Annotated in this window: 17 protein-coding genes and 1 riboswitch; of the genes, 12 read left to right on the top strand and 5 right to left on the bottom strand. The window is 69.2% G+C overall.

The genetic code is table 11. The features are described from left to right. Positions 1-3: 3 nt before the first annotated feature. Positions 4-669 (bottom strand): PhaM family polyhydroxyalkanoate granule multifunctional regulatory protein, encoded by a 666-nt coding sequence (locus AC1DXV_RS06505; protein ID WP_477932920.1) that lies wholly within the window; start codon positions 667-669, stop codon positions 4-6. Between the two features lie 230 nt (positions 670-899). On the opposite strand from AC1DXV_RS06505, the gene AC1DXV_RS06500 reads away from it, so the two are divergent. Further along, a complete protein-coding gene (locus tag AC1DXV_RS06500; protein WP_477932918.1) occupies positions 900-2,717 on the top strand; it encodes a S8 family peptidase in 1,818 nt (605 codons plus the stop codon). Here the strand turns inward: AC1DXV_RS06500 and AC1DXV_RS06495 are convergent, their stop codons facing one another. After that, complete coding sequence (locus AC1DXV_RS06495; RefSeq protein ID WP_477932916.1) at positions 2,718-3,698, bottom strand: TraB/GumN family protein; 981 nt, start codon at positions 3,696-3,698, stop codon at positions 2,718-2,720. It abuts the gene before it with no gap. A 41-nt stretch (positions 3,699-3,739) separates the two neighbouring features. On the opposite strand from AC1DXV_RS06495, the gene AC1DXV_RS06490 reads away from it, so the two are divergent. Continuing rightward, on the top strand, positions 3,740-4,153 hold the full coding sequence (locus AC1DXV_RS06490; RefSeq protein ID WP_477872469.1) for a VOC family protein: 414 nt from the start codon (positions 3,740-3,742) through the stop codon (positions 4,151-4,153). A 15-nt stretch (positions 4,154-4,168) separates the two neighbouring features. On the opposite strand, the gene AC1DXV_RS06485 is transcribed toward AC1DXV_RS06490, so the two are convergent. Then, positions 4,169-5,002: a tetratricopeptide repeat protein gene (locus AC1DXV_RS06485; protein WP_477872471.1), complete on the bottom strand. Its 834-nt coding sequence runs from the start codon at positions 5,000-5,002 to the stop codon at positions 4,169-4,171. Positions 5,003-5,019: 17 nt separating this feature from the next. Beyond that, positions 5,020-6,024: a fumarylacetoacetate hydrolase family protein gene (locus AC1DXV_RS06480; RefSeq protein WP_477872473.1), complete on the bottom strand. Its 1,005-nt coding sequence runs from the start codon at positions 6,022-6,024 to the stop codon at positions 5,020-5,022. A 142-nt stretch (positions 6,025-6,166) separates the two neighbouring features. Between AC1DXV_RS06480 and AC1DXV_RS06475 the strand changes: the two genes are divergently transcribed. The 7 genes from AC1DXV_RS06475 to AC1DXV_RS06445 all read left to right on the top strand — a co-directional run bounded on the left by AC1DXV_RS06475 (position 6,167) and on the right by AC1DXV_RS06445 (position 14,371). After that, on the top strand, positions 6,167-7,105 hold the full coding sequence (locus AC1DXV_RS06475) for a DUF3108 domain-containing protein (RefSeq protein ID WP_477932942.1): 939 nt from the start codon (positions 6,167-6,169) through the stop codon (positions 7,103-7,105). A gap of 68 nt (positions 7,106-7,173) precedes the next feature. Beyond that, positions 7,174-7,446 (top strand): BTH_I0359 family protein, encoded by a 273-nt coding sequence (locus AC1DXV_RS06470; RefSeq protein WP_477865040.1) that lies wholly within the window; start codon positions 7,174-7,176, stop codon positions 7,444-7,446. 91 nt (positions 7,447-7,537) lie between these two features. Beyond that, entirely contained in the window at positions 7,538-9,844 is a 2,307-nt protein-coding gene (locus AC1DXV_RS06465; RefSeq protein WP_477865039.1) for an ATP-binding protein, read from the top strand. A 138-nt stretch (positions 9,845-9,982) separates the two neighbouring features. After that, positions 9,983-12,037 (top strand): putative bifunctional diguanylate cyclase/phosphodiesterase, encoded by a 2,055-nt coding sequence (locus tag AC1DXV_RS06460; protein ID WP_477865038.1) that lies wholly within the window; start codon positions 9,983-9,985, stop codon positions 12,035-12,037. 87 nt (positions 12,038-12,124) lie between these two features. Then, entirely contained in the window at positions 12,125-12,487 is a 363-nt protein-coding gene (locus tag AC1DXV_RS06455) for a hypothetical protein (RefSeq protein ID WP_477865037.1), read from the top strand. Positions 12,488-12,545: 58 nt separating this feature from the next. Next, positions 12,546-13,226 (top strand): zeta toxin family protein, encoded by a 681-nt coding sequence (locus AC1DXV_RS06450; protein ID WP_477865036.1) that lies wholly within the window; start codon positions 12,546-12,548, stop codon positions 13,224-13,226. A gap of 95 nt (positions 13,227-13,321) precedes the next feature. After that, positions 13,322-14,371, top strand: coding sequence for a homocysteine S-methyltransferase family protein (locus tag AC1DXV_RS06445; protein ID WP_477865035.1), 1,050 nt, complete (start codon positions 13,322-13,324; stop codon positions 14,369-14,371). Positions 14,372-14,424: 53 nt separating this feature from the next. On the opposite strand, the gene AC1DXV_RS06440 is transcribed toward AC1DXV_RS06445, so the two are convergent. Beyond that, the gene (locus AC1DXV_RS06440) at positions 14,425-15,060 is read right to left on the bottom strand and encodes an OmpA family protein (protein WP_477932914.1); all 636 of its coding nucleotides are present in this window, start codon (positions 15,058-15,060) and stop codon (positions 14,425-14,427) included. A gap of 118 nt (positions 15,061-15,178) precedes the next feature. Next, a riboswitch (S-adenosyl-L-homocysteine riboswitch) is annotated at positions 15,179-15,254 on the top strand. A 100-nt stretch (positions 15,255-15,354) separates the two neighbouring features. On the opposite strand from AC1DXV_RS06440, the gene metH reads away from it, so the two are divergent. The 3 genes from metH (at position 15,355) to AC1DXV_RS06425 (ending at position 21,557) form a co-directional block, all read left to right on the top strand. Next, positions 15,355-18,069 (top strand): methionine synthase, encoded by a 2,715-nt coding sequence (gene metH / locus AC1DXV_RS06435; protein WP_477865042.1) that lies wholly within the window; start codon positions 15,355-15,357, stop codon positions 18,067-18,069. Positions 18,070-18,315: 246 nt separating this feature from the next. Next, a complete protein-coding gene (locus tag AC1DXV_RS06430) occupies positions 18,316-20,073 on the top strand; it encodes a DUF1800 domain-containing protein (RefSeq protein ID WP_477865033.1) in 1,758 nt (585 codons plus the stop codon). 11 nt (positions 20,074-20,084) lie between these two features. Continuing rightward, positions 20,085-21,557 (top strand): DUF1501 domain-containing protein, encoded by a 1,473-nt coding sequence (locus tag AC1DXV_RS06425; protein WP_477932912.1) that lies wholly within the window; start codon positions 20,085-20,087, stop codon positions 21,555-21,557. Positions 21,558-21,733 lie beyond the last annotated feature (176 nt).

Raw genomic sequence — 21,733 nt, 5'->3', positions numbered from 1 at the left:
TCCTCAGGCGCGCGGTGCGGCGCGCTTGCGGGCAGCGGCGGTCTTGGCGGCCGTCTTGGCGGCCACCGCCTTGGCCGTCCGCACCGTCTTGATCGCCACCTCGCCCGGCATCGTCGCCGCGCGCTTCAGCGTCTGCCCGGCGGCGTCGACCGATTGCTTGACCAGCGCGCCGGCCAGGTTGCGTGCCGCATCCGACGCGCTGTCCTTCATCGCGGTGGCGGCGAGTTCGGTGAACTGCTTGGTGAGGGCGCCCCACCACTGCATCGGGTCGACGGCGGCGGCGGTGTCGGTTTTCGCGCCGGCCTTCGCGTCCGGCTTGCGCGCCGACGCGGGGGCGGCTGCTGGTTCTGCAGCAGGTGCCGAGGCCGCGGGCCGCGCCGTCAGCGAATCGCGCAGGTCTTCCATCTGCACGTTCATCGTCTTCAGCGTCGACAGCGTCATGCGCTGCACCTCGAGCGCCTGGATCGTCGCGCCCAGCATGCGGGCGTTCTGCTCGAGCCAGAACTGCACGGTGCGCAGCTCCTCGATGCGTTTCTCGAGTTCCTCGGGGTTCAGCGTCGGCGCGACCCACTGGCMGATGTTCGGCAGCGCGGCGCCGGCGTTCTTCACGAGCCCCTGCAGGAAGTCGAAACCGGGCACCAGCTTCGTGAAGTTCGGGGCCTCGGCCATGGTGTCTCCTTGTGGGCAGCTGCTGTCTTTTGGACAGCCGATTGTGCACGCCTTGCACGGGCTGCATACGCGCGCAACCCCTAGCAACCCCCTACCTGAAAACTCTTGCAGGTGAAGGACGAGCGGCGTTGACGCGCCCCCCGCTTGTGCCCGACCCTGGGGGCGCGCCGCTGACTGTCGGCGCTTTTGCTTCCAACCTCACAAGGGAATGAGACATGACAAAGCGATCCATGCATCGAATCTCTCTGCGCAGGGTGTTGTCAGCCCTGCTGGTCCTGACGGGCGCCACCGCGCTCTCGGCCCATGCCGGCGTCCTGTCGGCAGCAGCGGCGGCCCAGAGCATCACTGCAGCACCCCAGGCCGACGTACCGACCCCGACCGACCGGCTGATCATCAAGTACCGCAGCGGCGCCGCCGGCGCCGCGTCCACCGCCTCCACCACCGAACGCAGCGTGCTGCACCGCAGCGCCCAGGATGTCGCGCTGCGCGCCGGCGTGCAGATGCAGCTGTTGCGCATCGGCGCGCTCGACACCCACGTGATGAAGTTCGACCGCCGCCTGCCGCAGGCCGACGTCGCCCAGATCGCGCGTGACATCGCGGCCTCCGACCCGAACGTCGAGTACGCCGAGCCCGACCGCATCCTGCATGCGCTGTTCACGCCGAACGACACGCAGTACGGCCAGCAGTGGCAGTACTTCGAGGCCACCGCCGGCCTGCGGTTGCCGGACGCGTGGGAGAAGTCCACCGGCACCGGCGTCGTCGTGTCGGTGATCGACACCGGCTACCGGCCGCACGCCGACCTGGCGGCKAACATCCTGCCCGGCTACGACTTCATTGCCGACACGGCCACCGCCAACGACGGCGGCGGGCGCGACAGCGATGCGAAGGATCCCGGCGACTGGATCAACGCCGGCGAATGCGATGGCGCCGCGGCCGAATCGAGCAGCTGGCACGGCACGCACGTGGCCGGCACCATCGCGGCGGTCACCAACAACAGCAACGGCGTGGCCGGCGTGGCGTTCAACGCCAAGGTCGTGCCGGCGCGCGTGCTCGGCAAGTGCGGCGGCTACACCTCCGACATCGCGGCGGCGATCATCTGGGCCTCGGGCGGCACGGTGAGCGGCGTGCCCGCCAATGCCAACCCGGCGCGCGTGATCAACATGTCGCTCGGCGGCCAGGGCGCCTGCGACACCACGTCGCAGAACGCCATCACCTCGGCCCGCAGCCGCAACACGGTGGTGGTGGTGGCGGCCGGCAACAGCAATGCCAACGCCTCCGGCTTCTCGCCGGCGAGTTGCAGCGGCGTGATCACCGTGGCGGCCACGAACCGCAGCGGCGGGCGCGCGTACTACTCGAACTACGGCGCCATCGTGGACGTCGCGGCCCCGGGCGGCGACGTGCGCTCGAGTGCGGCGAACGGCATCCTGTCGACGCTGAACTCGGGGGCGACGACGCCGGGCGCCGACAGCTACGACTACTACCAGGGCACGTCGATGGCGACGCCGCACGTGGTGGGCGTGGTGGCGCTGATGCTGTCGAAGAACCCGTCGCTGACGCCGGACCAGGTCGAGACGCTGCTGAAGTCGTCGTCGCGGGCCTTCCCTGCCACCTGCTCGCAGTGCGGCGCAGGCCTGGTGGATGCCAACGCGGCGGTCGATGCAGCGGGCGGCGGCACGACGACGCCACCGACACCGGTGACGGACACCGAGTCGAACAACACGATCGCGACGGCGCAGGCGGTGAACAAGAACTCGCTGGTGTCCGGCACCATCGCCAGCAGCTCCGACACCGACTACTTCAAGGTGACGGTGGCCAGCGGCAGTTCGCTGGCCGCGACGTTGACGCCGAACAGCAGCTCCGACTACGACCTGTACATCTACAACGCCAGCGGCACGCAGCTCGCGAAGAGCGAGAAGAGCACCGGGCTGGTCGACTCGGCCTCGGTGAGCAACAGCGGCGCGAGCGCGGTGACGTACTACGTGCGCGTGCTGTACTACAGCGGTGGCACCGGCGCCACCAACGGCAAGTACACGCTGCTGCTCAACTGATCAGCGCTTGAAGATGATGCGCTCCACGCGGTAGCCGCGGGCCTTCAGCAGGGCCGGGAGGCCCTGCGGCCCGATCATGTGCAGGCTGCCGACGGCGGCGAACACCCGTTCGCCGCCCTCGTGCCAGGCCGCGACCTGCTCGGCCATCGCCGGGTTGCGCTCGTCGAGCATGCGCTTCATGTCGCGCCGGTCGTCGGCGGTCTTCATGCAGTCGCACCAGCTCGCATAGCGCTCCAGCTCGTCGAGCTTGCTGCCCGACCACACGTCGGCGATGCGCTTGAGCATGCGCCGCGTCTGGCCCTTCTCGAGGTCGGCCAGCGTGCGGTCGATCATCTCGACGCGCTCCTCGGGCGTGCCGCCGGTCAGCATGTCGAGCTGCATCTCCGGGGTCTCCAGCGAATCGACCTGCTTGCCCAGCTGGTGGCCGAGCAGCGCGATGAAGGCGTCGATGCCATAGGCCGGGTCGAGCCCGTCGGCGCGGCCGGCCGTGACGGCCAGGTTCAGCGCCAGCAGCACCGGGCTCAGCGAGCGGCTGATCGCGTCGGGGATGCAGGCGGCGCGCGCCTGGCCCTGCAGCCGTTGCTCCAGCGCCGCGGGCAGCGGCTCGCCGCCGCTGGGGGCCTGCGCGGCACCGAGCCGGCGCGCGATGTCGGCGTCGGTGATGTCGAGTTCGAGCGCGATGCGCTGGCTCTCGCGCAGCGCGGCGGCGACCGCCGGGCCCGGGATCACCCAGTCGGGCCGCGCGATGTGCATCGTGCCGTACAGCCACGAATCGTGACCGCCCTTGCTGAGGCGCCACAGGAAGCCGCGGTCGCGCGTGCCGCCGGGCTCGGACTGCGCCTTCAGCGCGCGCGCCGCCTGCGCGGCGGCCTGCTGCGCGCAGGCCGGGTCGGACTCCTGCGCGGGCGCGGCGGCGGCGAACCACAGCAACGGGAGGGCGGCGAGCAGCCGGCGCGCGAGGGCGAGGGTGGAAGGCGTCATGGCTGCGACTGTAGCCAAGCTGCGCGAGAATCCGCCACACCATGCGCAGCCTGTTTCACCTCGCCTTCCACGTCACCGACCTCGATGCCGCGCGCCGCTTCTACGGCGGCGTGCTCGGCTGCCGCGAGGGCCGCAGCACCGACACCTGGGTCGACTTCGACTTCTTCGGCCACCAGCTGTCGCTGCACCTGGGCGAGCCGTTCGCGACCACCGACACCGGCCGCGTCGGTGCCCACCTGGTGCCGATGCCGCACCTGGGCGTGGTGCTGGAGCTGCCCGACTGGCAGGCGCTGGCGCAGCGGCTGCAGGCCGCCGGCACGTCATTCGTGCTGCCGCCGGGCGTGCGCTTCGAGAACCAGCCCGGCGAGCAGTGGACGATGTTCTTCCGCGACCCGTCGGGCAACCCGATCGAGGTCAAGGGGTTCCGGTCGCTGGACACCGTCTACGACCAGTGAGTCCCGGATGGGCGCTCAACCGACGACACGGCGCCACCGCGCCAGGGTGTCCGGATCCGGCAGGTCGTTCCCCAGCGCATCGATCGCGCGGCTGAACCACGGCCCCGCCTCTGGCCCGCGGCCGAGTGCGGCGAGGTTCTCACCCAGCTCGGCATAGACCCAGCCGTCCACCTCGCCCGCGGCAGCCCACTCCCGCTCCAGCCGTTGCTGCAGGACCAGTGCCTCGGCGTGGCGCCTCATCGCGCGCAGCGTCCACGCCACCATCCACTGCGCAATCCGCACCTGCGCGGGGCGACCGTCACGCTCGCGCGCCGCGAGCGCCTGCCGGAAGCTCGCCAGCGCCTCGTCGAAACGGCCGGCGCCGTGCAGGCTCATCCCGATGTTGTTGGCCAGCGAACCTTCCCAGGCGCGGGCGTTGGCTTCGTCCGATGCCAGTGCGACGGCCAGTGCGCGGTCGTTCCAGGCCAGCTGGTCAGCCGTGTCCGGCTCGACGAGCGCGAGCATGTGCATCGCGTCCACCAACAGCTCATCGAGCCGCGCGGCGCGTGCACTATCGACCGCCTGCGCGAACAGCGGCCTCGCCTGCTGGCGCTCGCCGGCTGAGCGCAGCGTGCGGCCGCGTTCCAGCAGGTGGCGCACCCGCGGTTCGGCGCCCGCCACGTCCAGCGCCTGCAGCATTGCATCGAGTTCGGCATGGGCCTCGGTGAACTGCCGCCGCAGGCTGTGCGTGCGCGCGATCTGCGTTCGCAGCGACAGCGCGTCGTCACCTTGCGCATCGGCGAGCAGGCGGCGGAACAGCGCCTCCGAGGCCGCCGGGTCGTCGAAATCCCAGAGCGAGCGGATGTCCATCGCGTCAGTTCCCCAGATCAGTCCGCCGCGTCGGACGTGCCGCCACCCTGCCGCACCTGCTGGTCGATCGCACCGAACAGCGAATGCCCGTCGAGCCCCTTCATCTCGATGCGGATCGTGTCGCCGAACTGCATGAACTCCGTCTGCGGCTCGCCCGATTCGATGGTCTCGATCGCGCGCTTCTCGGCGATGCAGCTGTAGCCGCGCGACCAGTCCTTGTTGCTGACCGTGCCGCTGCCGACGATGCTGCCGGCGCGCACGTTGCGCGTCTTGCAGATGTGGGCGATCAGCTGGCCGAAGTGGAAGGTCATTTCCTCGCCGGCATCGCACAGCCCGACCTTCTTGCCGTTCCAGGTGCTCTGCAGCGGCAGGTGCACGCGCCCGCCCTTCCAGGCGCCGCCCAGCTCGTCGGGCGTCACCGCGACCGGGCTGAACGCGGTCGCCGGCTTGCTCTGGAAGAAGCCGAAGCCCTTGGCCAGCTCGGCCGGGATCAGGTGGCGCAGCGACACGTCGTTGGCCAGCATCAGCAGCCGGATGCCCTCCAGCGCCTGCTCCGGCGGGGTGCCCATCGGCACGTCGCCGGTGACGACCGCGACCTCGGCCTCGAAGTCGATGCCCATCTTCTCGCTCGGCACGACGATGTCGTCGCAGGCGCCGATGAAGTCGTCGCTGCCGCCCTGGTACATCAGCGGGTCGGTGTAGAAGCTCTCCGGCACCTCGGCGTTGCGCGCCTTGCGCACCAGCTCGACGTGGTTGATGAAGGCCGAGCCGTCGGCCCACTGGTAGGCGCGCGGCAGCGGCGCGGCGCACTGCTTCGGCTCGAACGGGAAGGCATGGCGCGCCTTGCCGTGGTTCAGCGTCACGTAAAGATCCTCGAGCTGCGGCGACAGGAAGTTCCAGTCGTCCAGCACCTGCTGCAGGCGCGTGGCGATGCCGGTGGCGTAGTGGGCGGTGCTCAGGTCGCGCGAGACGACGACCAGCTGGCCGTCGCGCGAGCCGTCCTTGTAGGTGGCGAGTTTCATCGGGTGTCCGTAGGATGCGGTTTGCCGTATTGTCGATGCCTGAACGATCCCCATCTGCCTCCCATCCCCCCAACTTGACTGCCCGTCGCCCGTCCCTTTGCGAATCCTGCCCCCCCTCACCGCCCTGTCTCTCGTGCTGCTGATGCACGCCGCCGCCTGGCAGGGCGTTGCGGGCGGCGCGTCGGCCCGGCGCTCCGACCTGGTGGTGTCGGCGATGCAGGTTCGCTCGGTCGAGGCGGCTGCGGTGGCCGCCGTGGTCACCCCGCCGCCGGCCCCGGCCCCCCTGCGCCGGGACGCCTCGGTGCGAACCGAGCCCAAGCCTCGCCCATCTGACACACCGACCGACACGCCGACGCTGTTGGCCGCCGCCCACGCCGCATCGGCGCCGGCGACCGCCGCACCGGACGACGCCGAGGTCGCACCGGTGTACCCGACCCGCCTGCCGCCGTCGGCCGTGTTGCGTTTCGACCTGCGCCGCAGCGGCTTCAGCGGCCGCAGCGAGCTGCAGTGGCAGAACCTGAACGCCCAGGGCCAGTACCAGGTGCGCCTCGAAGGCAGCGTCGCCGGCTTCCGCGTCTTCACCTGGGCCAGCCAGGGGCGAGTGGACAAGGCCGGCATCGCGCCGCTGCGCTTCACCGACGAGCGCCGCGGCAAGTCGCTGCAGGCGGCCAACTTCCAGCGCGAGGCCGGCAAGATCACGTTCTCCGGACCGGGCACCGAGTACCCGCTGGTGGCCGGCGCGCAGGATCGCCTGAGCTGGATGATCCAGCTCGGCGCGGTGCTGAACGCCCGCAGCGCGCCGCCGGCGGCCGGCGAGCGGCTGTCGTTCTTCGTGGCCGGGGCCAAGGGCGAGGGCGAGGTCTGGCACTTCGTCTCGCAAGGCCTGCAGAGCGTGAACCTGCAAGGCCAGGCGACGCCCGCCTGGCGCTTCACGCGCGAGCCGCGCAAGCCGCATGACACGCGCATCGAGGTCTGGCTCGATCCGGCGCGCCATTTCCTGCCGGTGCGCTACCGGCAGAGCAGCGACGGGTCGAACGACGTGCTCGACCTGATCCTGCAAGAGATGCAGGTCGCCTCCTGACGGCACCCAGGGGCGCGACTTGAAAAACCACCGAAGCCCCACCAACTGCCCCTGAAGGAGAGCTTTCCATGCACATGCTCTACAACTCCGAGAACTTCGTCGTGGTGCAGTTCGACAGCACCCAGGGCGCCAGCGCCGTGCGCGAGGAATCGCTGATGCGCGGCGGCTACGAGATCGTCGACAAGTTCGCGCGCAAGGAGATCTTCATCGAAGGCGCGCTGGCCGAGAGCTTCAAGCAGGGCGTCGAGGCGCTGATCGAGACCTCGCCGAGCGAGGAGGAGATGGACGACTACCTCGAGCGCTTCTCTTCCTTGATGCAGCAACCGTTGATCCTCCACTGACAGATTTGTAAAGCCGGGTTCCTCCCCCGGCCGATGGGGCTTGCCCCCCGGCGCGGGCTGCGCCAAGATCGCCCGCACCGCAGGAGGATCCATGGCAACCCGCCAGCTCGATGCACGCATGCTGCTGTCGCCCGGCCTGACCGACGCGCCGGTGCTCGATCGCATGTGCTCGCAGTTCGTGCTGACGCTCACCGTGCGGCATGCCGGCCGCTTCAACCTGCGGCGCGACTGGAACAGCCTGCTGTCGCTGACCGGGCGCCACCTGGTCTGGCCGGCCAGCGTGCTCGGGCGGCTGCGCGATTTCCTGAAGAACCGCTGCAAGGGCAACGAGCACTGGCGCGGCCACGAGGCGCTCGCCGACGAGGCCTTCATGATCCGCCATGGCGCCTGGCGCGGCCCGTATGAAGAAGGCACGCTGTTCTTCTACGTCGACGAGTACATCAAGGACGCACCGAAGGACCTGCTCGCGGTGCTGGGCGCCACGGCCGACTGGCTCGACCGCAGCCTGAAGAAGGAATCGACGCTGGTCCAGAAGAACATCGACGCGCTGGCCGGCCTGCTGCAGCTGAACCCGGCCGAGCGCGCGCTGCTGCTGTACGGCACGCTTGCGCGCTACCAGCGCGACCTGCGCGGGCTGCTGGTCGAGTTCAAGGTGTCGAATGCGCAGGAGGCCTATGCCGCGATCGCTGCGGTGGCCGGCGTCAACGAGCAGGACGTGGCCGAGGCGCTGCGCGCCGGTTCGCGCCTGGAGCGCATCGGCATGGTCGAGAACCTGATCTCCGAGCACAACATCACCGACCTGGCCGACCTGATGAAGGTCAGCGAGCAGCTGCCGCCGGTGCTGATGCGCCACTACGCCGGCCCGTCCGACCTGATGGCGGTGTTCACCCGGCCGGCCACGCGCAGCGAGTTGACGCCGGGCGATTTCCATTACGTCGGCGACGACCAGCGCGTGCTGACCGCGCTGCTGCGCCATGCGGTCGCGCGCAAGGCGCCGGGCGTCAACGTGCTGCTGTACGGCCCGCCCGGCACCGGCAAGACCGAGCTCGCGAAGGTGGCCGCGCAGGCCGCGGGCCTGGAGCTCTACGAGGTGGAGTACGCCGACCGCGACGGCAACTCGCTGTCGGGCCGCGATCGTTACCGCTCGCTGCAGATCAGCCAGGTGTTCCTGAAGGGCGGCAACCTGGTGGCGCTGCTGTTCGACGAGGTCGAGGACGTGTTCCCGCCGATCTCCACCGATGCGGCCCAGTTGATGGCGCGCATGGACACCGGCGACGGCGTCGTGTCGGGCAGCGTCAGCGGCAAGGCCTGGGTCAACCAGATCCTCGAGACCAACCCGGTGCCGGTGATCTGGGTCACCAACCGCATCGAGCAGATCGACCCGGCGTTCCGCCGCCGCTTCCAGTACCACCTCGAGCTGAAATCGCCGCCGCCCGGCGCGCGCGAGGCGCTGGTGACGCGCGCGCTGGTCGACGTGCCGGTGTCCGAAGGCTTCGCCGCGCGGCTGGCGGAGCGGCGCGGGCTGACGCCGGCGCAGGTGCGCACCGCGGTGAAGTTCGCGCGGCTGGCGGCCGAGGACGAGAGCGCCCCGGCGATCGAGGCCTTGATCGAACGCCAGCTCGGCCACGCCGACAAGGCGCTCGGCAACGGCACGCATGGCCGCGGCCCCCGCCACGTCGTGACCACCTACGACCTGGGCCTCGTCAACACCGAATCGCGCTTCGAGTTGCCCCGCATCATCGAGGCGCTGCGCCGCAAGGGCCACGGCACGCTGTGCTTCCACGGGCCGCCGGGCACCGGCAAGACGGCGCTGGCCGAGCACATCGCGCAGCAGCTGCAGCGCCCGCTGATGATCCGCCAGGCCTCCGACATCGTCAGCAAGTTCGTCGGCGAGACCGAGCAGAACATGGCGCGCATGTTCGACGACGCCCAGTCCGAGCAGGCGGTGCTGCTGCTCGACGAGGCCGACAGCTTCCTGCGCAGCCGCCGCATGGCCGAGCGCAACTACGAGGTCAGCGAGGTCAACGAGATGCTGCAGGGCATGGAGCGCTTCGCCGGCGTCTTCATCTGCACGACCAACCTGTTCGACGAGCTCGACGAGGCGGCGCTGCGGCGCTTCACGTTCAAGATCCGCTTCCGGCCGCTGACCGCCGCGCAGCGCGAGCGCATGTTCGTCGCCGAGGCGCTGGGCGGCGATGCGGGGCTGCTGGACGACGAGCAACGCAGCCGGCTGGCGCAGCTGGACCTGCTCACGCCTGGCGATTTCGCCGCGGTGCGGCGCCAGATCGACGTTCTGGGGGAAGCGTTCACTCCGGCTGAATTCCTGTCCCAGCTTGAGTCGGAGCACCGCGTGAAGCCCGAGGTGCGGCAGCGCCGCGGGATCGGCTTCCTGCACTGACCGCAAATCCTCGCCGGGCGCCTCAAGCCCGCGTCGTGCCGGCCGATAACGACCGAACGACCTGGAGCGGCGAGTTCGATGGACGAGGCATTCATTCCTTGGAGGTTCCGGCCTGACCTGTGGGCGGCCTCCTTCGGCATGGCCGTTTTCGCCGCKTACGTCGCGCTCGACCTGGCGCGCGGCGTGGCGTCGAGCCACCGCGCGACCTCGCTGCGCGCGCTGGCCGGCTCGGCGCTGGCGCTGGCCGTCGGCACCTGGGCGCTGCATTTCATCGTGATGGCCTCCGGGCCGCTGCCGTTCCCGATGGGCTACGGCGGCTGGGTGGTGTTCGGCTCGCTGGCGGTGGCCTATGCCGGCTCGCTGCTGGCCTGCCTGCTCGGCAGCCGCGCCGGCCTGCACGTGCGTGACGGATTGCTCGCCGCGCTGACGATCGGCAGCGCGCTGTGCGCGACCTCGTTCGTCGCGCTGCTCGCGTTGCGGCTGCAGCCGCAGGTCGAATGGGAGTGGCGCATCCTGGTGCCCGGCTGGCTGGCCGCCTGCGCCATCGGTGGCAGCGGGCTGGGGCTGATGGCCTGGCGCCGCCGCGTCGCGCCGGTCGGCTTCCGCTGGCGCGCCATCGTCTCGGTGGTGCTGGGCACGGCGATGGCCGTCGGCAATGCCGCGGTCGTGATGGGCGCACAGGTGCCGATGCTGGCGCTGTCGCCGACCGCCGACGAGGTGAGCCTGGCCACCGTCACCGCGCTGGCCATCGTCGGCGTGCCGATCCTGCTGGTGCTGCTGCTGCTGACCTCGATCCTGGAGGCGCGTTTCCGCTCGATGCTGCGGCGCGCCCGCGAGGACCTGCAGGTGGCGGCCTACACCGACCGGCTGACCGGGCTGCCGAACCGCGCGATGTTCGACGAACGGCTGCAGCGGGCCGTGCTGCGCGCCGACCGCCACGGCCACCGGCTCGCGCTGCTGTTCTGCAACCTCGACGGCCTGAAGGCCATCAACGAATCCTTCGGCCAGGCGAGCGGCGATTCGGTGCTGCGCGAGGTGGCCGGGCGCATGACGCACCTGGCCGGCGAGCGCGACATGGTCTCGCGGGCCGGCGGCGACGAGTTCCTGGTGCTGCTCGAAGGCTCGCCCGACAAGGACGATGCCGGCCAGCTCGCGTCGCGCGTGATGGCGGCGCTGAACCAGCCCTGCCGCTTCGACGGGCACGAGGTGCCGCTGAGCTGCTCGATCGGCATCGCGATGTACCCCGACGACGGCGCGCTGTCGAAGCTGGTGCCGCATGCGGCGGCGGCGATGAATTCCGTCAAGCGCACCGGCGGCGCGGCGCACTGCTTCTTCGAGCCGCGCATGGTGGCCGGCGCACGCGACCAGGTCGAGCTGCTGCACGACCTGCGCCGCGCGATCGAGCACGGCGAGCTGGAGCTGTACTACCAGCCGAAGATCCATGCGCCGAGCGGCCAGATCACCGGCGCCGAGGCGCTGATGCGCTGGCACCACCCGCAGCGCGGCATGGTGAGCCCGGCCGTCTTCATCCCGCTGGCCGAACGCTTCGGCCTGATCAACGCGCTCGGCAACTGGCTGATCGAGGACGCGTGCCGGCAGATCCGCGTGTGGCGGGAGCAGGGCCTGCGCATGCGCGTGGCGATCAACCTGTCGGTGCACCAGCTGCGCCAGCCCGACCTGCCCAAGCGCATCGAGCGGGCGCTGCGCGCGCACCGCATCGAGCCCTCGCTGCTGACCTGCGAGATCACCGAATCGGCCGCGATGGACGACACGCGCGCCAACCTGCAGATCCTCGAGGAGTTGTCGGCGATCGGCGTGCACCTGTCGATCGACGACTTCGGCACCGGCTATTCGAGCCTGAGCTACCTGCGCAAGCTGCCGTCGGAGGAGCTGAAGATCGACCGCAGCTTCGTGCTCGACCTGGAGAGCAGCGCCGATGCGCGCGCGATCGTCGACGCGGTCGTCAAGCTGGCGCAGGCGCTCGGGCTGAAGGTGGTGGCCGAGGGCGTCGAGACCGCGGAGCAGCAGGACATCCTGCGCTCGCTCGGCTGCAACGAGCTGCAGGGCTTCCTGTTCGCCAAGCCGATGTCGGCCAAGGCGCTGGCGCTGTGGGCGATGAACGACGAAGGGCCGGCGCCGATCGACTTCCGGGCCTCGCTGTTCAGCGACACCATTTCGTCGGCTGCGCTCTGATTGAAGGGCGCGCGGGAATCGCGGTCGCGGATTGGGCACAATGCCGGCACGACGCAAGTCCATCCGCGCAGCCACTCCAACATTGCAATGTCCGCAAAGAAGCCACTGACCGCCGCCAAGACCGCTCGCCGGGACGCTGCCAAGGTCATCGTGAACGCCGCCCTGATGGGTGCGGATGTTGCGACGATCAATTTCGGCGAGGTGAGTGTCAAGGCAGCTTCGCCCAAGGTGGGCGAACTGCGGCGCAACGTCACCATCGGTCAGGCGGCCATGGACCGTGCGATGCCGAAGCTGGTGAAGCCGGGGGTTGCCTTCAAGACGGCGATATCCACGCCGCTCTTCCGTGCCGATCCGCAGAATCCGAGCCGCCTGATCCGTGAGGTGAACGGCAGAGTCTCGACGGGCACGTTCGTCAATGGGAAGTTCAGGGCGGTAAGCACCAAGCGATGACTTCGCTGGCGCAGGCCGTCGATGAAGTCCGCCTCGGGCAGCGGCGTGCCAGGAGCCATTGGCGGTGATTCTCGCGGGTCACAACGGCTCGGGGAAGTCGACGATGTGGCTGCGGCACCTCTCGCCGAGCTTCCGGATCCCGCTGGTCAACGCCGACCGGATGATGCTGTCCATCCTGCCCGAAGCGGATCGTGAAGGTCGCTTGATCAAGTGGGCACAGCAGTTGCGCGACACCGACGAGAGCTGGATGAAGGTGGCGCAGAAGGGTGTCGAGGCCTTCGTCGCCCAGGCGATGGCACGCGGCGTTCCCTTTGCGATGGAAACTGTCTTCTCGTATTGGGAAGCGCTGCCCGACGGCAAGTTCGCGTCCAAGGTCGACCTCATCCGGGAAATGCAGGCTGCGGGCTACTTTGTGCTGCTGTTCTTCGTCGGGCTGTCGAATGTCCGATTGTCGATCGGGCGGGTGATGACCCGAGTCGCCGAGGGCGGCCACAATGTCGACGTCGACAAGCTCATCGACCGCTTTCCGCGTACGCAGCGCGCGATTGGAGCTGCCGCCTCGGTGGCCGACGCGACGGTCTTCACCGACAACAGCCGCGGCAAGCGCCAGGCATTCACGGTGTGTCGCATCCAGATCGGCGAGCGTGAAGTCTTCGATATTCGCAGTGGCGCGCGACGCCGCGTCACCAGCGAAATTGATGAATGGCTGAACGTCGTCAGCCCGAAGGTGGCCGAGTAGAACGAGGTCCGCGGCCGGGCGGCTACGACAACAAGGTCAACATGGTTCTGTTGCCATCGGAGGTGCGGGCTGCGGCGGTTTCCTACAATCGCACGATGAACGCTCCCGTCTACACCCGTGGCGCGGCCCTGCCGCAGATCCTCTCGCAACGCATCGTGGTGCTCGATGGCGCGATGGGCACGATGATCCAGCGCTACAAGCTCGGCGAGGCCGACTACCGCGGCGAGCGCTTCGCCGACCACCCGAAGGACCTGAAGGGCAACAACGAGCTGCTGCAGTTCACGCGGCCCGACGTGATCCGCGAGATCCATGAGCAGTACCTCGCGGCCGGCGCCGACCTGATCGAGACCAACACCTTCGGCGCGACCAGCGTCGCGCAGGACGACTACGGGCTGGGCGAGGTGGCGCGCGAGATGAACGTGGTGGCCGCGCGGCTCGCGCGCGAGGCCTGCGACAAGTACGCCACGCCCGACAAGCCGCGCTTCGTGGCCGGCGCCCTCGGCCCGACGCCGCGCACCGCGAGCATCAGCCCGGACGTGAACGACCCCGCCGCGCGCAACGTGAGCTTCGACGAACTGCGTGCCGCGTACTACGAGCAGGCGGCGGGGCTGCTCGAAGGCGGCTGCGACCTGTTCCTGGTGGAGACGATCTTCGACACGCTGAACGCGAAGGCCGCGATCTTCGCGCTCGACGAACTGATGGAAGACACCGGCGAGCGGCTGCCGGTGATCATCTCCGGCACGGTGACCGACGCGTCGGGGCGCATCCTGTCGGGGCAGACGGTCAGCGCGTTCTGGCACAGCGTGCGCCACGCGCGGCCGATCGCGATCGGGCTGAACTGCGCGCTCGGCGCGACGCTGATGCGGCCGTACATCGAGGAGCTGGCCAAGGTGGCCGGCGACACCTTCATCAGCTGCTACCCGAACGCTGGCCTGCCGAACCCGATGAGCGACACCGGCTTCGACGAGACGCCGGAGATCACCGGCAGCCTGGTCGAGGAGTTCGCGCGCGCCGGCTTCCTGAACATCGCCGGCGGTTGCTGCGGCACGACGCCGGCGCACATCGCCGAGATCGCGAAGCGGGTCGGGAACTATCGCCCCAGGTCGCGTCACGACCCGCTGTTCTCGGGGCTCATGGCCGCGTAGCCCGGATGCCAATCCGGGATCGGTGATTCACGAAACCCGGATTGGCATCCGGRCTACTTGCTTCCCGATCGCACCGCCCGCTCGCCGATCAGGATCTCCACGCGCCGGTTCGCCGCGCGGCCGGCCTCGTCGTCGTTGCTGCCGACCGGGTCGCGCRAGCCGCGGCCGGCCACGCCGATCTTCACCGGCGACAGGCCGCGTGCCACCAGCCAGTCGCGCGCACTCGCCGCGCGGTCCAGCGACAGCGCATCGTTGCCGGCCGCCGAGCCCTTGCTGTCGGTGTGGCCGACGATGCGCAGCTCCAGCTGCGGCTGGCTGCGCAGCACCCCCGCCACCTTGTCGAGCAGCCCGGTGGCCACCGGCTTCAGCGCCGAGCGGTTCGGCTCGAAGGCGACATCGCCCGGCAGCGTGAGCCACAGGCGTTCGTCGGTCGTGCGCGCCAGCGCCATCGGCGTGCCGTTCAGGCTGGCGGCCAGCTGCCGCTCGACCGCCTCCATCTGCGGCGACCAGCTGCGCGCCACACCGGAGGCCGCCTGGCCGTAGACCGGGCCCGGTGCGGAACCGGGCACCGAGGGCGCCGGCGCCGGCAGCGGCCTGACCGGCGGTGCGCCGCAGGCAACGAGCAGTGCAGCCGCGATGGCAGCCGCGGCAACGGAAGAGCGAGCGAGGAATCGTGTGTTGTTGTTCACGGCAGAAGCAGTCCAGTCGTGGATCCCGGATTGGACACGCTCCGTGCACCACGACCGCATCAGGGGTTTGCCGAGTTGTAACCAAGGCGCTCACCGGGGTTGCCCGCATAAAATGCGCCTCTCCAAGGAGCGTTGCGACGGCGGCCCATCGGGCTGCCGCCAGGCTTGGAAGCTTGCAACCACGCTCACCCCTCGCATGATGAATCCGCATGCGCCCCGGGTGAGCTCCGGGGCGGTGCCAGCCGACCCGCCATGACCGCCTCCACACCCTCTGCCGCCCGCCCCGTTCCGCCGATGAAGCTGTCGGGGCTGGAGCCGGTGCTCATCGGACAGGGCAGCCTGTTCGTCAACATCGGCGAGCGCACCAACGTGACCGGCTCGAAGGCCTTCGCGCGGATGATCCTGAACGGCGAGTTCGAGCAGGCGCTGAGCGTGGCGCGCCAGCAGGTCGAGAACGGCGCCCAGGTGATCGACATCAACATGGACGAGGCGATGCTCGACAGCAAGGCGGCGATGGTGCGCTTCCTGAACCTGATCGCGAGCGAGCCCGAGATCGCGCGCGTGCCGATCATGATCGACAGCTCGAAGTGGGAGGTCATCGAGGCCGGCCTGAAGTGCATCCAGGGCAAGGGCATCGTCAACTCGATCTCGATGAAGGAGGGCGTCGAGCCCTTCATCCACCAGGCGAAGCTGGTGCGCCGCTACGGCGCGGCGGCCGTGGTGATGGCCTTCGACGAGAAGGGCCAGGCCGACACCTTCGAGCGCAAGGTCGAGATCTGCGAGCGCGCCTACCGGATGCTGGTCGACGAGGTCGGCTTCCCGCCGGAAGACATCATCTTCGACCCGAACATCTTCGCGATCGCGACCGGCATCGAGGAGCACGACAACTACGCGGTCGACTTCATCAACGCGACGCGCTGGATCAAGCAGAACCTGCCGGGCGCCAAGGTGTCGGGCGGCGTCTCGAACGTGAGCTTCAGCTTCCGCGGCAACGAGCCGGTGCGCGAGGCCATCCACACCGTGTTCCTGTACCACGCGATCCAGGCCGGCATGGACATGGGCATCGTCAACGCCGGCATGGTGGGCGTGTACGACGACCTCGAGCCGCAGCTGCGCGAGCGCGTCGAGGATGTGGTGCTGAACCGCCGTCCCGATGCCGGCGAGCGATTGATCGAGATCGCCGAGACCGCCAAGGGCGCCGCGAAGGACGACAGCGCCAAGCTCGCGTGGCGTGCCAAGCCGGTGCGCGAGCGCCTGAGCCACGCGCTGGTGCACGGCATCAACGACTTCATCACCGAGGACACCGAAGAGGTGTACCAGCAGATCAAGGCCGGCGGCGGCCGCCCGCTGCACGTGATCGAAGGCCCGCTGATGGATGGCATGAACGTCGTCGGCGACCTGTTCGGCCAGGGCAAGATGTTCCTGCCGCAGGTGGTCAAGAGCGCGCGCGTGATGAAGCAGGCGGTGGCCCACCTGCTGCCCTACATCGAGGAAGAGAAGCGGCTGCTGGTCGAGGCCGGCGGCGAGGCCAAGGCCAAGGGCAAGATCGTGATCGCCACCGTGAAGGGCGACGTGCACGACATCGGCAAGAACATCGTCACCGTCGTGCTCCAGTGCAACAACTTCGAGGTCGTCAACATGGGCGTGATGGTGCCCTGCCAGGACATCCTCGCGCGCGCCAAGGTCGAGGGCGCCGACATCATCGGGCTGTCCGGGCTGATCACGCCGAGCCTCGAGGAGATGCAGTACGTCGCCGCCGAGATGCAGCGCGACGAGCACTTCCGCATCAAGAAGATCCCGCTGCTGATCGGCGGCGCCACCACCAGCCGCGTGCACACGGCCGTGAAGATCTCGCCGCACTACGACGGGCCGGTGGTCTATGTGCCCGATGCGAGCCGCTCGGTCAGCGTCTGCAGCGACCTGCTGAGCGACGAGAAGGCCACCGCCTACATCGCCGAGCTGAATGCCGACTACCTGCGCGTGCGCGAGCAGCATGCGAACAAGAAGGCCACGCCGCTGGTGTCGCTGGCGCAGGCGCGTGCCAACAAGACGCCGATCGACTGGACCGGCCATGTGCCGACGGCACCGAAGTTCACCGGCCGCCGCGTGTTCCGCAATCAGGACCTGGCCGAGATCGCGCAGTGCATCGACTGGGCCCCGTTCTTCCAGACCTGGGACCTGGCCGGGCCCTACCCCGCGATCCTCACCGATGACATCGTCGGCGAATCGGCGCGCCGCGTGCTGAGCGACGGCCAGCGCATGCTGAAGCGCCTGATCGAAGGCCGCTGGCTGACGGCCAACGGCGTGATCGGGCTGTACCCGGCCAACACCGTCAACGACGACGACATCGAGATCTACACCGACGAGACGCGCAGCGAGGTGCTGATGACGTGGCACGGGCTGCGCATGCAGACAGAGCGGCCGGTGATCGACGAGAACGGGCAAAAGAAGCGCCGCCCGAACCGCTGCCTCGCCGATTTCATCGCGCCCAAGGGCTCCGGCGTGGCGGACCACATCGGCCTGTTCGCGGTGACCTCGGGCATCGGTACCGAGAAGAAGGAGAAGCAGTTCCTCGACGACCTCGACGACTACAGCGCGATCATGTTCAAGGCGCTGGCCGACCGCCTGGCCGAGGCCTTCGCCGAGCGCATGCACCAGCGCGTGCGCACCGAGTTCTGGGGCTATGCGGCCGATGAATCGCTGCGCAACGACGAGCTGATCGCCGAGAAGTACCGCGGCATCCGCCCTGCGCCCGGCTACCCCGCGTGCCCGGACCACACGGTGAAGGCCGAGATGTTCCGCGTGCTGCAGTGCGCCGACATCGGCATGGCGCTCACCGAAAGCCTCGCGATGACGCCGGCCGCCAGCGTCAGCGGCTTCTACCTCGCGCACCCCGAGGCGACGTACTTCAACGTCGGCAAGATCGGCGACGACCAGCTGCAGGATTGGTCCGCGCGCAGCGGCCAGGATGCGTCGCTGGTGAAGCGTTCGCTGTCGGCGCTGTTGTGACCGAGGGATGACGAGGCCGCGGCAACGCAGGTTGCCGTTCGTTACATCCGAAGCATCCGAACGCATCGCCGACCGTTCACGTCAGCCCGGCACACACCTCGACGCCAGATAGCCCGGTCCATCTGCCAAGGATGGGCGCTTTTCCAGCCGACACCCTGTAGGCGGTGTCCGACGATGTCGCTGGTATGTCTCCTGCACGCAAACGACCCGTATCAGGTCGTACGCACCGCACCGAGGGAGACTGAAGTGATATCGCTTCCACCGACATTCGCCATCCGCAAGACCTCCCGCCTGTGGGCCGGTGCGCTGTTGATCAGCCTGCTGGCCGCGTGCGGCGGCAACAAGAACGACGAAGAGAGCGCGGCCGACAGCGGCCCGCCGCCGACCAAGGAGGCGGCTGCGCGCTTCCTGACCCAGGCGACCTACGGCCCGACCGCGGCCGACATCGACCAGCTCGCGCAGGTCGGCTACCGGCGCTGGCTCGAGCAGCAGATGGCCAAGCCGCAGAAGCGGCACCGCGACTACATGACCGCGGCGATGAATGCCGCGGCGGCGGCCGGCACCAACGTCACCTCCAGCAACTTCATGGAGTCGTACTGGACGCAGGCGATCACCGGCGACGACCAGCTGCGCCAGCGCGCGGCCTACGTGCTGTCGCAGATCTTCGTGGTGTCGTTCGTCGATTCGACCCTGAGCAACCTGCCGCGCGGCGTGGCCGACTACTACGACGTGCTGGGCCAGCATGCGTTCGGCAACTACCGCGACCTGCTCGGGGCGATCACGATGCACCCGATGATGGGCGCCTACCTGACCAGCCTGCGCAACCAGAAGGAAGACGCGAAGACCGGCCGCGTGCCGGACGAGAACTATGCGCGCGAGATCATGCAGCTGTTCTCGATCGGCCTCTACCAGCTGAACCCCGATGGCACGGTGAAGAGCGGCAACCCCGAGACCTACACGCACGACGACATCGCCGGCCTCGCCAAGGTGTTCACCGGGCTGAGCTGGTACGCCGGCCCGAACACCGCCGACCGCACGCGCACCCGCTTCTTCGGCGGCGACGTGAACGCCGACCGCGACTGGAAGCCGATGCAGGGCTACAACAAGTACGCGAGCAACACCGATTTCCACTCGGCCACCGAGAAGAAGTTCCTCGGCAAGACCATCGCCGCGACCGACAAGCCGGACGTCGAGGGCGACATCAAGGTCGTGCTGGACACGCTGTTCAACCACCCGAACGTCGGCCCCTTCCTCGGCCGCCAGATCATCCAGCGCATGGTGACCAGCAACCCGAGCCCGGCCTACGTCGAGCGCGTGGCGGCGGCGTTCAACAACAACGGCAGCGGCGTGCGCGGCGACCTGGGCGCGGTGTTCCGCGCGGTGCTGCTGGACCCCGAGGCGCGCACCGCCGACACGGCGCGCAACGACTACGGCAAGCTGCGCGAGCCGGTGATGCGGCTGGCCCACCTGCTGCGCACCTTCCACGCGAAATCGACCACCGGCAAGTTCCAGGGCATCGACAACACCGACGACCCGGCCGGCCGGCTGGGCCAGACCCCGATGCGCTCGCCGACGGTGTTCAACTTCTACCGCCCGGGCTACACGCCGCCGAACACCAGCATCGAGGCGGCCGACCTGGTCGCGCCGGAGCTGCAGCTGGCCAACGAGGTGTCGGTGGCCGGCTACCTGAACTACCTGCGCGGCTGGATCGCGACCAACACCGGGCGCGACGTGCAGCTCGACTTCTCGGCCGAGCAGGCGCTGGCCGACAAGCCGGAGGTCCTGCTGGACCGCCTGGACCTGCTGATGATGTCGGGGCAGATGCCGGCCGCACTGCGCACGCAGCTGCTGTCGGCCGTCAACGGCCGGATGATCCCGCCGGTGCGCAAGGACACCGCGGGCAAGGTCATCAACCAGACCGACATCGACGCCGCCACGCGCGACCGGGTGGCCATTGCGGTGTTCCTGACGATGGCCTCGTCGGACTACCTGACCCAGAAGTGAGGACTGCGGACATGACGATCAACCAAGCCTCCCGCCGCGAATTCCTGCGCCGCGCGACGATCCTGTCGGGCTCCGTCGGTTCGGCCGGCCTGCCCTTTGCCTTGAACATGGCCACGATGGGCGCGGCCGTCGCACAGACCGCCAGCGACTACAAGGCCATCGTCTGCCTGTTCATGTATGGCGGCAACGACTCCGCCAACATGGTGCTGCCGTGGGACGACGCCTCGTGGCAGACCTACAGCACGCTGCGCGCGACCGCACCGGACCCGATCGCGCTGAAGCCGGTCGGCACGGTGGTCGACGCGACGGCCGCGGCGGCCTCGCCGGCGGCGCTCGGCGGCGTGCTGTCGATCGCCTCGAAGAACCTCGCGAACCCGGAGAACGCGTCGCGCAAGTTCGCGCTGCACCCGAGCATGACCGAGACCAAGGCCTTGTTCGACCAGGGGCGCCTGGGCATCATCGCCAACGCCGGCCCGCTGGTGACGCCGCTGACCAAGGCGGAGTACCAGAAGGGCACGAAGGCGCGCCCGGCCAAGCTGTTCTCGCACAACGACCAGCAGTCGATGTGGCAGGCGCTCGGCCCGGAGGGCGCGCGCGTCGGCTGGGGCGGGCGCTTCGGCGACCTGCTGGCCGGCAACAACGGCAGCTCGACCTTCACCAACATCTCGGTGCAGGGCAATGCGGTCTACATGGCCGGCAACTCGGTGTTCCAGTACCAGGTGACCAACAACGGCGCGACGGCGATCGGCGGCCTGACCGGCTCGCTGTTCGGCTCGGCCGCGGCGACGACGGCCTTCAAGTCGATCATCACCGCCGACAACCAGAACCTGCTGGGCAAGGAACACCAGGTGATCGTGCGCCGCTCGATGGACGCGCAGGCCGCGTTCCAGTCGGCCTTCACCGCGTCCACGGTCACCGCGCCGACGCAGTACTACAACCCGGCGCAGCGCGCCAACGCCAACAACGGCCTCGCGCAGCAGCTGCAGACGGTGGCGCGCATCATCGGCGCGCGCACCGCGCTGGGCACCAAGCGGCAGGTGTTCTTCGTCAGCATCGGCGGCTTCGACACGCACGACAACCAGAACCGCGCGCATGCCGACCTGTACGCGCGCATCTCGCACGCCATCAACTACTTCGACGCGACGCTCGGCACGCTGGGCGTGCGCGACCAGGTGACGCTCTTCACCGCATCGGATTTCGGCCGCACCTTCACCAGCAACGGCGACGGCACCGACCACGGCTGGGGCGGCCATCACTTCGTGCACGGCGGCGCGGTCAAGGGCGGCGACGTCTACGGCCGCTTCCCGCTGGTCGGCATCAACCACGACGACGAGGTGGGTTCGGGCAGCCTGCTGCCGGGCATCGCGGTCGACCAGGTCGGCGCGACGCTGGGCAAGTGGTTCGGCGTCAGCGATGCCAACCTCGACATGGTTTTTCCCAACCTCGCGAACTTTTCGAAACGAAATCTGGGCTTTCTGGGTTGATGATCACGCCTTCGCTCGCTCCGTCTGCGACCTCTCTCTTTTCTTGAACCAGGATTTGCCATGGACAGCTCTTCTTCCGCCACCCTCGCCCTCGACCCCTCGGCCACGCCGGGCGCCGCGGCGCCTGCACCGCGCCGCACGGCCTGGTGGGTCGCCCGCACGGCCTGGTGGGTCGC

It is taken from the genome of Rhizobacter sp. P3_C12 (assembly GCF_056402735.1).
This window is presented reverse-complemented; position numbering and strand designations above follow the sequence as displayed.

Coding starts and splice junctions, on each gene's coding strand:
- AC1DXV_RS06495 (WP_477932916.1), bottom strand. CDS start 3,698: ATGACGCCTTCCACCCTCGCCCTCGCGCGCCGGCTGCTCGCCGCCCTC.
- AC1DXV_RS06490 (WP_477872469.1), top strand. CDS start 3,740: ATGCGCAGCCTGTTTCACCTCGCCTTCCACGTCACCGACCTCGATGCC.
- AC1DXV_RS06485 (WP_477872471.1), bottom strand. CDS start 5,002: ATGGACATCCGCTCGCTCTGGGATTTCGACGACCCGGCGGCCTCGGAG.
- AC1DXV_RS06480 (WP_477872473.1), bottom strand. CDS start 6,024: ATGAAACTCGCCACCTACAAGGACGGCTCGCGCGACGGCCAGCTGGTC.
- AC1DXV_RS06475 (WP_477932942.1), top strand. CDS start 6,167: ATGCACGCCGCCGCCTGGCAGGGCGTTGCGGGCGGCGCGTCGGCCCGG.
- AC1DXV_RS06470 (WP_477865040.1), top strand. CDS start 7,174: ATGCACATGCTCTACAACTCCGAGAACTTCGTCGTGGTGCAGTTCGAC.
- AC1DXV_RS06465 (WP_477865039.1), top strand. CDS start 7,538: ATGGCAACCCGCCAGCTCGATGCACGCATGCTGCTGTCGCCCGGCCTG.
- AC1DXV_RS06455 (WP_477865037.1), top strand. CDS start 12,125: ATGTCCGCAAAGAAGCCACTGACCGCCGCCAAGACCGCTCGCCGGGAC.
- AC1DXV_RS06445 (WP_477865035.1), top strand. CDS start 13,322: ATGAACGCTCCCGTCTACACCCGTGGCGCGGCCCTGCCGCAGATCCTC.
- metH (WP_477865042.1), top strand. CDS start 15,355: ATGAAGCTGTCGGGGCTGGAGCCGGTGCTCATCGGACAGGGCAGCCTG.
- AC1DXV_RS06425 (WP_477932912.1), top strand. CDS start 20,085: ATGACGATCAACCAAGCCTCCCGCCGCGAATTCCTGCGCCGCGCGACG.